This is a genomic window from Candidatus Poriferisodalis sp. (genome assembly GCF_965208555.1).
Classification (GTDB): domain Bacteria; phylum Actinomycetota; class Acidimicrobiia; order Acidimicrobiales; family Poriferisodalaceae; genus Poriferisodalis.
This window is the reverse complement of the sequence record NZ_OZ242342.1, coordinates 3,175,502-3,187,776: the sequence shown is the minus strand read 5'-3', so window position 1 is coordinate 3,187,776 and position 12,275 is coordinate 3,175,502. Positions and strand designations below refer to the sequence as shown.

The 12,275-nt window shown below is 67.6% G+C and carries 13 protein-coding genes and 1 pseudogene; 10 read left to right on the top strand and 4 right to left on the bottom strand.

What is annotated here, in order from left to right:
* Positions 1 to 7: 7 nt before the first annotated feature.
* Positions 8 to 1,312, bottom strand: coding sequence for a serine hydrolase domain-containing protein (locus ACOGXE_RS14630; RefSeq protein WP_419931629.1), 1,305 nt, complete (start codon positions 1,310 to 1,312; stop codon positions 8 to 10).
* Positions 1,313 to 1,406: 94 nt separating this feature from the next.
* Complete coding sequence (locus ACOGXE_RS14625; RefSeq protein WP_419931628.1) at positions 1,407 to 2,048, bottom strand: hypothetical protein; 642 nt, start codon at positions 2,046 to 2,048, stop codon at positions 1,407 to 1,409.
* Positions 2,049 to 2,261: 213 nt separating this feature from the next.
* Between ACOGXE_RS14625 and ACOGXE_RS14620 the strand changes: the two genes are divergently transcribed.
* The 7 genes and pseudogenes from ACOGXE_RS14620 (at position 2,262) to ACOGXE_RS14590 (ending at position 7,998) form a co-directional block, all read left to right on the top strand.
* A complete protein-coding gene (locus ACOGXE_RS14620; protein ID WP_419931627.1) occupies positions 2,262 to 2,648 on the top strand; it encodes a hypothetical protein in 387 nt (128 codons plus the stop codon).
* Positions 2,623 to 3,321 carry a histidine phosphatase family protein gene (locus ACOGXE_RS14615; RefSeq protein WP_419933533.1) on the top strand — a complete coding sequence of 233 codons (699 nt, stop codon included), beginning with the start codon at positions 2,623 to 2,625 and terminating at the stop codon, positions 3,319 to 3,321. The genes ACOGXE_RS14620 and ACOGXE_RS14615 overlap by 26 nt, the downstream gene beginning before the upstream one ends.
* Positions 3,322 to 3,401: 80 nt before the next feature.
* Positions 3,402 to 4,448: a peptidase M29 gene (locus tag ACOGXE_RS14610; protein ID WP_419931626.1), complete on the top strand. Its 1,047-nt coding sequence runs from the start codon at positions 3,402 to 3,404 to the stop codon at positions 4,446 to 4,448.
* A 63-nt stretch (positions 4,449 to 4,511) separates the two neighbouring features.
* Positions 4,512 to 5,528, top strand: a pseudogene (locus ACOGXE_RS14605) (AMP-binding protein); the annotation flags it as partial.
* A 123-nt stretch (positions 5,529 to 5,651) separates the two neighbouring features.
* Positions 5,652 to 5,993, top strand: coding sequence for an AMP-binding enzyme (locus ACOGXE_RS14600; RefSeq protein ID WP_419933532.1), 342 nt, complete (start codon positions 5,652 to 5,654; stop codon positions 5,991 to 5,993).
* Positions 5,983 to 6,864, top strand: coding sequence for an NAD(P)-dependent oxidoreductase (locus ACOGXE_RS14595; protein WP_419931625.1), 882 nt, complete (start codon positions 5,983 to 5,985; stop codon positions 6,862 to 6,864). The genes ACOGXE_RS14600 and ACOGXE_RS14595 overlap by 11 nt, the downstream gene beginning before the upstream one ends.
* 75 nt (positions 6,865 to 6,939) lie before the next feature.
* Positions 6,940 to 7,998: a pyridoxal-phosphate-dependent aminotransferase family protein gene (locus ACOGXE_RS14590; RefSeq protein ID WP_419933531.1), complete on the top strand. Its 1,059-nt coding sequence runs from the start codon at positions 6,940 to 6,942 to the stop codon at positions 7,996 to 7,998.
* 56 nt (positions 7,999 to 8,054) lie between these two features.
* On the opposite strand, the gene ACOGXE_RS14585 is transcribed toward ACOGXE_RS14590, so the two are convergent.
* Together ACOGXE_RS14585 and ACOGXE_RS14580 are read right to left on the bottom strand one after the other, a co-directional pair.
* A complete protein-coding gene (locus ACOGXE_RS14585; RefSeq protein WP_419931624.1) occupies positions 8,055 to 9,233 on the bottom strand; it encodes an aromatic ring-hydroxylating oxygenase subunit alpha in 1,179 nt (392 codons plus the stop codon).
* A gap of 74 nt (positions 9,234 to 9,307) precedes the next feature.
* On the bottom strand, positions 9,308 to 10,195 hold the full coding sequence (locus ACOGXE_RS14580; RefSeq protein WP_419931623.1) for an enoyl-CoA hydratase/isomerase family protein: 888 nt from the start codon (positions 10,193 to 10,195) through the stop codon (positions 9,308 to 9,310).
* Between the two features lie 91 nt (positions 10,196 to 10,286).
* On the opposite strand from ACOGXE_RS14580, the gene ACOGXE_RS14575 reads away from it, so the two are divergent.
* The 3 genes from ACOGXE_RS14575 to msrB all read left to right on the top strand — a co-directional run bounded on the left by ACOGXE_RS14575 (position 10,287) and on the right by msrB (position 12,254).
* Positions 10,287 to 10,676 (top strand): hypothetical protein, encoded by a 390-nt coding sequence (locus tag ACOGXE_RS14575; protein WP_419931622.1) that lies wholly within the window; start codon positions 10,287 to 10,289, stop codon positions 10,674 to 10,676.
* Positions 10,677 to 10,686: 10 nt separating this feature from the next.
* Positions 10,687 to 11,757, top strand: coding sequence for an LLM class flavin-dependent oxidoreductase (locus ACOGXE_RS14570; RefSeq protein WP_419931621.1), 1,071 nt, complete (start codon positions 10,687 to 10,689; stop codon positions 11,755 to 11,757).
* 65 nt (positions 11,758 to 11,822) lie between these two features.
* Positions 11,823 to 12,254 carry a peptide-methionine (R)-S-oxide reductase MsrB gene (msrB, locus tag ACOGXE_RS14565; protein WP_419931620.1) on the top strand — a complete coding sequence of 144 codons (432 nt, stop codon included), beginning with the start codon at positions 11,823 to 11,825 and terminating at the stop codon, positions 12,252 to 12,254.
* The last annotated feature ends 21 nt before the right edge of the window (positions 12,255 to 12,275 follow it).

Here is a 12,275-nt window from a genome sequence, read left to right as displayed (position 1 = left end):
CCCCGCATCACACGAGGGCTTGGTACACGAGGGCCTTAAGCTCCGGCCGGATCGGGTGGACACTGGAAGGCAGCAGCTGCGTCAGGAAGACGAGGGTGATGTCCTCAACCGGGTCCACCCAGAACGCCGTCGACGCAGCACCTCCCCAAGCGAACTCTCCCTGGCTGGAGACGACCTTCGCCTTTGCAGGATCGAGCACAACCGAGAAACCGAGGCCGAAACCCACACCGTCGAAGGCCGCCTCGGAGAACAGGGCCCGACCGCACTCGGTGAGGTCAGTCCCGCCCGGCAGGTGATTGCTGGCCATGAACTCGAGGGTGCGCCGGCCGATGACGCGGGCACCGTCCAGCTCGCCGCCGTTGCGCAGCATCTGGGTGAAACGGTGGTAATCCCCCATGGTCGACACCAGTCCCCCGCCGCCAGAGAGGATCTTGGGTGGTCCCAGGTACGCCGACGTGCGCGGATCGTCCATCAGCGTCCGATGCAGGCCCGGATCGTCGGGCCGGTACGGCGGCACTGTCGGCCCCGTGTTCCCCGCTGCCTCGCGTGCCGCCAACGTTGCTGTCGTGTAGTTGGCAGCGAAGCGCTCGACATCGGCCGCAGGCACCTCGAAACCAGTGTCGACCATGCCCAGCGGCCCGGTCACGTGCTCGACGAGGTAGTCGTCGAGCGACTGGCCCGAGACGAGCTCGACGACGCGCCCCAAGACATCGGTGGAGTAGCTGTAGTTCCATTCAGTGCCCGGATCGAACAGCAGCGGCAGCGATGCCAGCGCCTCGCATGTCTCTTCGAGGTTGCCGGGGGCGCCCCAGTTGAAACCGTTCGCCCGGTAGAGCGCGTCGACCTCATTCGCGAAGTGGAAGTCGTAGGTCAGGCCCGATGTGTGGGTCAGCAGGCTGTGGACGGTCACTTCGCTTGCCGGTTCTCGTGTCTGGTACTGCATCACGTTGCCGCCGGCAAAGACGCGTGCATTCGCGAATTCCGGCATCCAGCGCGAGACCGGGTCCTTGAGCTGGAAGCAGCCCTGCTCGTAGAGCTGCATCGCAGCGATCGACACGATGGGCTTGGTCATGGAGTAGATGCGGTAAATCGTGTCGGAGGTGACCGGCAGCGACCGCTCGCAATCCCGCTGGCCAGAGCGGTGCGTGTAGGCGATCTGGCCGCCGCGCGTCAGCAGCACTGACACGCCCGGCAGGCGCCCGTCGTCGACATAGCGATCCAGATGGGCAGCGATGCGCTCCAGCCGGCCGGGTTCGAAGCCCACATCTGCCGGATCGACGGTCGGTTCGATTTCGGGCGTGCTCGATGCCATCACTGCCTCTGCCTTGTTTGCCTGCGGCGCCGACGTCCTAGGTCGCGCGTACTCGGGCCGCAGGCTACGGCGCTGGCACCGGCCGACGACCCTGTCAGTGGCTCCCGGACAGGTTCAGGACACAGCAGCTGACGGTTGCTGCGTCCGGAAGCTGTTCAGTGGTCGCGAGGCCGCGCTCGACGATCGCCTCGGCCAGATCTGGATCCGACCAGCTGGCGACGATCTGAAAACCCCGTTCCTCGTAGACCTCGACGGATTGGCCGCCCATGAAACCCATCACCGGCCTCAGCGACGGCGACGCCTTGGCCACGATGGCCGCCGCGCCCGTGGAGGCCGCCCACTCCAACAGGTGGTCGAGCAGCCCGGCCCCGAGGCCCCGACCGAAGTAGCGGCTGTCGCGGTCGTCGGTGTCGTCGAGCTGGCCGACGTGATAGCAGAAGACGCTGATCGTGCTGGGGGGAAGAGTCGGTGCACGGCCGTCGAAGTCCATCCAGTACAGCGGGTCCCAGATGCTGTTGGGGCTTCGCTGCCCCGCGATGTATCTCCGAAACTGCAGTTGCCCGACATGGCGGTCTCCCTCGAACGCCAGGATCGCGGCAGAACCAAGGCTGGCAATCCGCGCTTGCAGCTCATCGGGTTCGCCCATGCAGCCCACAGGCACCGAGCCGACATCGGAGGCCGCCATCGCTCGGAAGGTGATGTGCTGCGACGCTGACATCCCCAGGTCACATGTCATCGGATCGCAGGCTACGGCGCACGGAGCGTCATTCGAGCCCACGGCCAGAGACAGATTCCTAAACTACACAGAAACTATGGAAATAGATTGAGAATAAAGCTCTTGACAGCAGACAAGCAACCACCACTAGAGTGCCGCAGACCCGTCGGATGCTTGGTCATGCGATCAGGCCCTCCGGCATCGAGCGATTCAGCAAGAAGTGAGGCGTACGTGATGACCACGCATGAGTTCTGTTTGTTTGTCGACGGCACCGACCTCACCGCTCCATCGACGGTCGAGCGATTGATATGCGCCGGCTACTCGCGCCCGGCCGCCGGGGCCCACGACGGCGTTCACGCACTCGTGTTCTCGCATCAAGCAGAGCGCCTCGTGGATGCGGTGAGCGCGGTCGTCGTAGCGGCCGAAGGCATCCCTGGGCTCTGCGTCGCCAGGGAGGCCCGAAGCGACGCCGTGCCCGTGTTCGACCCGGACTCGCTGGAGTTCACGACGGCCTGCACGGTCGCTGTACCCACCGATGCGGCCGGCGCTGCGCCGACCGGCAGGCGCCACGCGCTCGTAGAGTCTTGCGGTGTGGATGTCGGCACCAGGCGAGATGGCTGACGAGCAAACCCTGTCGCGCTTGCTGATCGTCCGGCATGGCGAATCGGTCGCGATGGCCGAAGGGATCGTCGGCGGACCCCGGGGATGCCGGGGCCTCACCGACCGGGGCCGCGCTCAGGCCGCGGCACTGCGCGACAGATTCGCTTCGGGCCGCGAGCCCGAGGTGCACGTCGCGTACTCCTCGCCGCTGCCCCGGGCCCGCGAGACCACCGACATCGTCCTGCCGGCACTGGGGAGCGGGTCCGACCGCGGCAAGCTCGAGGTTCGTCTCCATGACGACCTCGAGGAGATGCGCCTCGGACCTGCCGACGGCATGACGTGGGAGGCGGCACGCGAGCGATTCGGATTCATCCAACCGATGGACCAGCCGTACACACCCGTGGTGGAGGGCGGCGAGAGCCGCGCCGGCTTCCGCCACCGGGTTGCCCAGGCACTCAACGACATAGCTGCGGCCCACACGGGCAAGACCGTCTTCGTGGGCTGCCACGGCGGCATCTCCTCTGCGGCCATGGCCATGGCCTTCGGCATCCCGCCCAGCCATCGCGGCGTCGGCGTGGTCACCGCGGTCACCGCCATCACCGAACTGGAATTGCTCGAATTCAACGGGCGGCGCCTCTGGCAGGTGCGACGATTCAACGACGCCGCTCACCTCGCTGCCGTCGAAGCGGCCTGAGGCACTGCGGCAACCGGCACAGTCCGCACAGCCTCTAACTTGGCGCATAGTCAGCGAACTGCGGGAATCTGGAGGACCAGATGCTGGTCGAGCGAATCGAAGCGAAATGGATCGACGCGTTCTCGTCGGTCTTCGAGATGTGCGGCGTCGAGCCGCCCCAGACCGCAGCGATCCTGTCAGAAAGCCAGAGCCGGGCCGTGAACGTGAACCTGGCCGAATTGGCATTGGACCGGCTCGGCATGCCCCCGATCCACGTGGTGGTGCCCACGCCGCGCCAGTCGGCACCGGTACCGGTGAGATCGACCGGGGCGTCCGACGCCATAGCCGGCTCGGCGGCAGTTCTGGCGGCTCTCGGCGCTGTGGACTTCGTCGTCGACTGCACAGTGGAGGGGCTGCTGCACGCCCCGGAGCTGCCGAAGATCCTGGGCGAGGGCACCCGCATCCTGATGGTCTCCAATGAGCACCCCGAAGCCCTCGAGCGTCTCATTCCGGAACCGGACCTCGAGCCGAAGGTCAAGGTGGGCATCAAGAAGCTGATCGCGGCCTCGGAGCTGCACGTCACTTCGGCGGCGGGCACCGATCTGATCGTCGACGTCAGCGGGGCACCCTGCGGTGGGGGTTGGGGCTACACCGCCCGGCCGGGCACGATCAGCCACTGGCCCGGCGGGCTCTGCCTGGCATTCCCGAAGGCCAACACGGTCAACGGCACCATCGTGATGGACCGCGGCGACATGAACCTCACCTTCAAGCGGTACATCGAGTCGCCGGTCACGCTGCAGATTGACAACGACTACGTGGTCAACGTGGAGGGTGCCGGCACCGACGCCGCACTGTTCCGCAGCTACACCGATGCCTGGGGCGACCGCGAGGCGTACGCCACCAGCCACGTGGGATGGGGCATGAACCCCGGCGCCCGCTGGGACACCCTGTCGATGTACGACCGGAGCCAAACCAACGGAACCGAGCAGCGAGCCTTCGCCGGCAACTTCCTCTACTCGACGGGAGCCAACGAGCACGCCGGCCGGCACACGCTGGGCCACTTCGATCTGCCGATGCGCAATCACAGCGTGTTCCTCGACGGCGAGGCAGTCGTCATCGACGGTCAGCTGCAAGGCGAACTTGCCTGAGTCGAGCGACGGCCGGCCGCTCGCGGCCGGCGCTGACCTCGCAGCGCGCGTCGGCGTTGGGCTGACCACCGCCCGAACGCGGTCGCCGTGGCATTTGAGGGCACCGAGCACAGTTATCGCGCATTCGCCGATCAGATCGCAGCGACCGCCGGCTGGCTCGCAGCGAACGGTGTCGGCGAAGGCGATCGCGTGGCGTGGCTCGGCCCGAATCGGCCCGCTGCATTGCGGCTGATGCTCGGGTGCTCCTGGCTGGGCGCTGTCTACTTGCCGCTGAACTCGCGCCTGGCGCCGCCCGAGCATCAGTGGATCCTCGACCACGGCGGTGCGAGCCTGCTGGCGATCGATGCGGCGTTTGCCGACCACGCTGCCTCCATCGGCGCGCACTGCGAAGTCCACGTCGTGCCGGACGAGCCCGACTGCTTCGATTCGCCTGCCCCAGCGCCATCGCGCCGGGGCACGCCGGCTCACCCGGTGCTGCTCGCCTACACCTCGGGCACCACCGGGCATCCCAAAGGTGCACTGCTGGATCAGGCGGCCATGTCGGCGAACGCCGTCAACTCGACCCATGCTCATGACCTGACCAGCCACGATCGGGTGCTCACGACCATCCCGCTGTTCCACGTGGGCGGTCTCAACATCCAGACCCTCCCGGCTCTGCTGGGAGGCGCAGCGGTGCGGCTGCAGCGCTCCTTCGACGCCGGACTGTTCTTGGACGACGTTGAGAAATGGCAACCGACCTGGACCGTGCTGGTGCCCGCCGCGCTGACCGCCGTGGCTGCCCACCCGCGCTTCGCCGGCGCCGACTTCGCTTCACTGCACGGGATCATGACCGGATCCTCGCCCGTGCCGGCGGCGGCCACCCGGCCCTTCTTCGATCGAGGTGTGCCGGTCGGGCAGATCTACGGTTCCACGGAGACCGCCCCGATCGCGGTGCATCTGCGCTGCGACGAAGCAGCCGACCATCCGGGTTCGTGCGGCAAGCCATCGACGATGTGCGAAGTGCGGATCGTCGACACTGCCGGGGGCGATGTCGCGGCGGGCGAGCGCGGCGAACTCTGGGTGCGCGGGCCGAGTGTGCTGCGGGAGTACTGGAACGACCCGCAGTCCACTGCCGAGGCCCTCACCGATGGCTGGTTTCGCACGGGAGACATCGGGCACGCTGATGCCGACGGCTGGATCTTCATCGATGATCGGCGCACGGACATGATCATCTCCGGGGGCGAGAACATTTATCCCGCTGAGCTCGAGGAAGTGCTCTCCGGCACGGACCTCGTCGCAGAAGCGTCGGTCGTGGGTCTAGCTGATGAACGCTGGGGCGAGGTGCCCGTGATCGTGGCCGTGCGTGCGTCGAGAGGCGCTGGCGCATCCGACGCCGACATTGCTGCTGAATTGCTCCGGCTGTTCGACGGACGGCTTGCGCGCTTCAAGCACCCCAAGGCAGTGTTCTGGGCCGACAGGCTTCCCCGCACAGCGCTCGGCAAGGTCCGCAAACACGAGGTGCGAGCAATGCTCACCGAGAACAACGGAGGCCACCGTGCCCAATGAAGTCGCATTCATCGGGCTCGGCGTCATGGGCTACCCCATGGCCGGTCACCTCGCAGCGTCCGGTCACCGGGTCGCTGTGTTCAACCGGACAGCGAGCGTGGCGCAGCAGTGGTCTGCCGAGCACCCCGGTCGCGTCGCCGCGACGCCTGCGGATGCGGCTCGGGACGCCGAGTTCGTGTTCATGTGCGTCGGTGCCGACGACGACGTGCGCGCGGTCGCCTACGGCGATGACGGGGCATTGGGTGCCATGAGCGAAGGCACTGTGCTGGTAGATCACACGACTGCCTCGGCCGATCTGGCACGTGAGCTGGCTGCGGCCTGTGCAGAACGGGGCATGGGCTTTGTGGACGCGCCGGTGTCCGGCGGCGAGGCCGGGGCACAGGGCGGCGTGCTGACCGTCATGTGCGGCGGCGACGCCGAGGACTTCGAGCGGGCTCGCCCTGCGATGGAGGCGTACGCCCGAGCAGTCACGCTGATCGGTCCCGCCGGGTCAGGACAGCTCACCAAGATGGTCAACCAGATCTGCATCGCTGGGCTGGTGCAGGCACTGTCGGAAGGCCTCGAGTTCGGCCGCCGGGCCGGCCTTGACCTCGATGCTGTGCTGGAGACCATCTCGAAGGGCGCAGCTGGCTCGTGGCAGATGTCCAACCGCGGCACCACGATGACCGCAGGCGAATTCGACTTCGGCTTCGCCGTGGACTGGATGCGCAAGGACCTCGGCATCGTGCTTGCCGAGGCGCAGCGCAACGGCGCTCCCCTGCCAGTCACCTCGCTTGTCGACCAGTTCTACAAGCGTGTCCAGGAGCTCGGCGGCGGCCGCTGGGACACCTCCAGCCTCATTGCGCTGCTGCGCCCCCTCGAGGAGCGCTAGCGCCGAGGACGCTCGAACGTCACCGGTGTGCGACCGGTACCGTGCGGGCTCGTGACACACAGCGACCGCATCCTGATGGGCCCGGGGCCCTCCAACCCCTATCCCGAGGTGATGGAGGCTTTCACCCGCCCTGTCCTGGGCCACCTCGACCCGGAGTTCATCGCCCTGCTGGACGAGACCAATGACCGGCTGCGGGCCGTGTGGCAGACCCAGAACTTGCTCACATTCCCGGTCAGCGCCACCGGGTCGGCGGGCATGGAAGCAGCGTTCTGCAACTTCGTCCAGCCTGGCGACACCGTCGTCGTCGGCGTGAACGGCGTCTTCGGCACCCGCATGTGCGATGTCGCCGCGCGGTGCGGTGCCGAGGTCGTGGCGGTGAACGAGGACTGGGGCCGCGCCATCGATCCCCAGCGGCTGATCGACGCCCACCCGTCGCCGAAGATGATCGCCGTCGTGCATGCGGAGACGTCCACCGGCGTGCGCAACGACATAGCGCCGCTCGGCGACGCCAAGGGCGATGCTCTGCTGCTCGCCGACTGCGTCACGTCGCTGGGCGGCATCGAGGTCGACATCGACGGCTGGGGTGTCGACATCGCGTACAGCGGAACGCAGAAGTGCCTCGGCGTGCCTCCCGGCCTCGCACCCCTCACGGTCAGCGAGCGCGCGCTGGAATCGCTCGTCGAGCGGCCCCAGAGCTGGTACCTGGACCTGAACATGATCCGGGCGTACGTCGTCGGCGAGGGCGCCCGCGCCTATCACCACACTGCGCCGATCTCGATGCTCTATGCGCTGCACGCTGGCCTCGGCACGGTGCTCGATGAGGGTCTCCAGAACGCCTGGGCGCGCCACCGGGCGTGCGGCGACGAACTGCACGCGCGCCTGCCGGAACTGGGCTTTGAGCTCTGGGCCCAAGAGGGCCATCGCCTGCCCGAGCTCACCACCGTCACGCTGCCGGACGGCCTCGACGATGCTGCCGGGCGACGCGCCCTGCTCGAGCGCTACGGCATCGAGGTGGGCGGCGGGCTCGGACCTGTCGCCGGCAAGGTGTGGCGCATCGGCTGCATGGGGCATACGGCCCGCATGCGCAACGTCACCATGCTGCTGGGCGCGCTCGCCGAACTCGTCGGCGCCTGATCAGCGCCACATCAACAAAAGGGCGCCGGCAGGCCCAGACCGGCACCGAGACCCGTTCAGGGCGTCGGGTGCAGCGGCAGCAAGTCCTGGCCGAGCGCGGCCCGGTACGTGTTGTGGAAATGGTGCAGCGCAGGCTCGTTGCGCCCGAACACGACGTGCTCGAGCGCCCCGCTGTTGGCCGAACGCTGCTGGCTGGCGCTCATCACGTAGTCCTCGTCGCGGATGACGTTGCCGAACGCCCGCGACGCCTCGGCCATGAAATCGAACTCGGCATCGTCCCGGGCAACACCTGGCCGCAAGTAGAACGAGATCTGGCTGGTGTGACGGCCGGGTTCGGTCGGGTGGGGGTAGGCCCGAACCAGGAACAGCACCTCGCGCGACGGGATGAGCTGCACGTTCGGGAACAACCAGTACACCGGCAGGCCGTACCGGGTGATGTCCCACTCTGAGGGCGGCCGTTCTCGAGCCTCCTCGATGACACGGCGGCACAGGATCAGCCGGTGATGGCGTCCGAACTCGTCATAGCACTGCACGTTGCCGTAGAAGTCGTTCGACAGCGTGTCCGAGTGCAGCACGGGGAAGTGGTAGGTCTCGCCGAACGTGTCCATGGCGAGCTTCCAGTTGCAGCCGACCTCATAGGTGTCGCATCCCAGCCATTGCAGGCTGCCGAAGTCCCACCCGGCGATGTCGGCGGTGAGCTCTTCGCCCAGCAGCGCATCGGGGTCGAGCTCGCCGCCGGTCTGCGGGTGCACCCACAGCAGGCCATGGCGCTCGACTGCCGGCAGTTCCACCAGCCCCAGATCGTCGCGGTCGAGCTCACCGAAGTGATCTGACTTCGGCAAGCCGACCAGCGCGCCGTCCGCGTCGTAGGTCCAGTTGTGGAATGGGCAGGCAAAGCGGCGCTTGCGCCCGCGCGGTTCGGTCTCGATGACCACGCCACGGTGACGGCAGGCATTCACGAATGCGCGGAACCGGCCGCTCGGCGAGCGCACCAGCAGCAGCGGCGTGCCCAGGTCGTCCTGGGTCATGAACGAGCCGGGTTCGGGCAGGTCGCCTGACAGCCCCACCATCTGCGGGTGGGTGTCGAAGAACTGCCGCCGCTCGATGCCTGCAAGCTCGCGGTCGGTATAGGCAGACGTGGGGTTGTAGCGCACCCCGCCGGCATCCACGTTGGTGCCGGAGTCGAGCCGCGCCAGCAGCGTCTTGATGTGGCTGACTTGCTCAGCGTGCTCCACGGTCGGCAGTATGCCAGCACTCGGCGCCGCAGAGCAGCCCCGTGCTTTCCGCTCTAGCTCCCAGTTTCGATTGATTACGGGCTCGCGGGCCGCTTGGGCCCAGGGCTCAGCCAGTCGTTGAACTCGGGCGGTCGCTTGGACAGGAAGGCCGAGACGCCCTCGGCAGCATCGGGCAAGTGATCGGTGATCGCCGTCTTGGAGGCGATCTCGTCGAGGGACTGCTCCCATGTCATTTCCGCAGCCAGCAGGATCGACCGCTTGAGCATGCGCATCGCCACCTGCGGACCACCGGCCAGCTCGGCTGCGAGCTCCGCGGCGGCAGCGGGCAGCCTCTCGTCGTCGACCACTTCGTGCACCAGCCCGAGCTCGTGTGCGGCCTCGGCGTCCACGATCCGCTTGCGCATCATGAAATCGGTCGCTCGGGCGACACCCATGTGCTGCACCAGCAGCCACTGACCGCCCTCGTCGGGCAGCAGCCCGAAACGAAGCGTCGCGGAACCCATGCGAGCCGACCGTGCCGCGATCCGGAAATCGCACGCGAGGGCGAAGCTGAAGCCAGTCTGGATCGCGAATCCATTGATGGCCGCGACCGTCAGCTTGTCCAGGCGCCGCACGGCAGTGTTCACCGCTTGCGAGATGGTCCGCAGGCTGTTGTATGTGCCGGCGGCGTTGTGGTGGCCGCCGAAGATCTCGGGCATCGCCGAGGGACGCTCGACCTGGTAGCCGCCCAGGTCGTCTCCGGCCCAGAACGCTCGCCCCTGCCCGGTGAACACCACGACCCGCACGGCGTCGTCCATCTGGACTTGGGTGACCAGCTCGATCAGATCACGCTTCATTGCGTGGTTCGACGCATTCATCGACTCGGGCCGGTTGAACGTCACGGTCAGCACCCCGTCAGATCCCAGCGCCTGGGAGAACCCGAAGTACTCGGTGTCCAGATAGCCCGCTTGCTCGCTTGACATTGCTCGTTACCCCCTGTGTGAGTCGACCCGCTCCGGGGCGGCTCGCGTGCCGAAACTAGTGAAATCTCGGCTGCTCGGTACGCTGCCCGCCGTGGCCCCCGAGTCCGGCGACACCGGCAGTGCAGCGTTCGCCCCTTTTGCTCCCCTTGACGGCGTGCTCATGCTGCGACTCGACACCGAGACGCCGTCCGGCGCCCGCACCTACTACGTCACCCCGTTCGTCACCGACGGCAACCGGCTGTTCGTGTTCGACGAACCAGGCGACCGGAGCGACGCGCTGGAAGAACTGCTCGTCGGCAATCGAACGACCATCAGCGCGGCATCCACGGGCAGGCTGAGCATCGACGCCGTCGGGCGCTACCCGACGGCGGAGGAGGAGGCATGGGCGCGTGACGCGTGCTCGGCGCGCTTCTTCTACGACCAAGCGTTGCAGGATCTCGCCCAGCTCGGCGGCCTCGTCACACTGGCCCCCGAGATCTAGGGTTCCGGGCGTGCGGACAGCCATCGGATTCGGAGGGCCGGCGTCGGGCAAGCGCCGAGACTGGGACTCACAGGTCGACTTCCTGCGGGAGGCTGACCGTCTCGGCGTGGACATCCTGTGGTCCGCCGAGGCATGGGGTATGGACGGCGTCAGCACGCTTGCCTACGTCGCTGCGGTGACCGAACGCTGCCAGCTCGGCACGGGCATCTTGCAGATCTCGGCCCGGGCGCCGGTGATGACCGCCATGACGGCGCTGTCTCTGGCTGCGATGACCGGCGACCGGTTCATCCTGGGTCTGGGCGTCAGCGGGCCCCAGGTGGTCGAAGGGCTGCACGGGGTGCGCTTCGGCGATCCGCTGGGGCGGCTGCGCGAGACCGTCGACATCTGCCGCCAGGCCTTCGCAGGCGAGAAGATCGACTACGACGGCCGCCACCATGTCCTCCCGCTGCCGGGCGGGCAGGGCAAGTCACTGCGACTCGCACAGCCCGCGAACGACTCGATCGAGATCTGGCTCGCGACGCTCGGTCCCAAGTCGTTGCGCTACACCGGCGAGGCTGCCGACGGATGGGTCGGCGTGTGCTTCGTGCCGAGCCATCCCGAGGTCACCTGGGGCCAGGTGGTCGAAGGGGCGGCGGCAGCAGGACGCCCGCCGGGCTCGGTGGCCTGCCAAGCCGGCGGTGCTGTCGAGTTCGGGGATGATCTCGAGGACCTCATCGAGCCGCGGCGACCCGGCATCGCGTTCACGCTGGGCGCCATGGGATCGGCCACCGCCAACTTCTACAACGACGCCTACCGCCGAGCGGGCTTCGAGGACGAGTGCCGCCACGTGCAGCGCCTGTGGCTCGATGGCGACCGGGCCGCCGCCGCGGCCGCGGTCCCGGATCGGCTGATCACCGAGACCAACTTCCTGGGCAGCCACGAAGACGTCACCGCCCAGGTGCGGGCGTATCGAGACGCCGGCGTGGACGTCCTGCGCCTCCAGCCTGAAGGACCGACGGCCGCGGACCGGCTGGACACGCTGGCGGCGATGATCGACATCGTCCAAGCCGTCAATGCAGAGACCCCTGACGGGAAGCACTAGCCGCGCCCTTCACCCCATCCACGGGCGACCCAATCACCGTGCGCTGCATCACTACCGTGGTGCCCATGACTGGGCAATCTGAGACTGGACGCGCTGTCACCTACTCCGAATCGGAGCTGCGGGAACGGCTCACGCCAATGCAGTACCACGTCACCCAAGAAGCCGGCACTGAGCGACCGTTCACGGGCGACACCTGGGACAACCACGCCGACGGCGCGTACCACTGCGTCGTGTGCGGCGCCGAGCTGTTCAGCTCGGAGACGAAGTTCGAGAGCGGCTCCGGCTGGCCGAGCTTCACCGAGCCCGTGGCCGACGACGCTGTCGACACCGAGGTCGATCGCAGCTACGGCATGATCCGCACCGAAGTCATGTGCAGGGCCTGCGGAGCTCATCTCGGTCACGTGTTCCCCGACGGTCCCCGTCCGACAGGCGACCGGTTCTGCATGAACTCGGCGTCGCTGCAGTTCGCGCCCACGCCCGACGTCGACGCCGGCTGAACACCGCCGGCAACGTGCTGA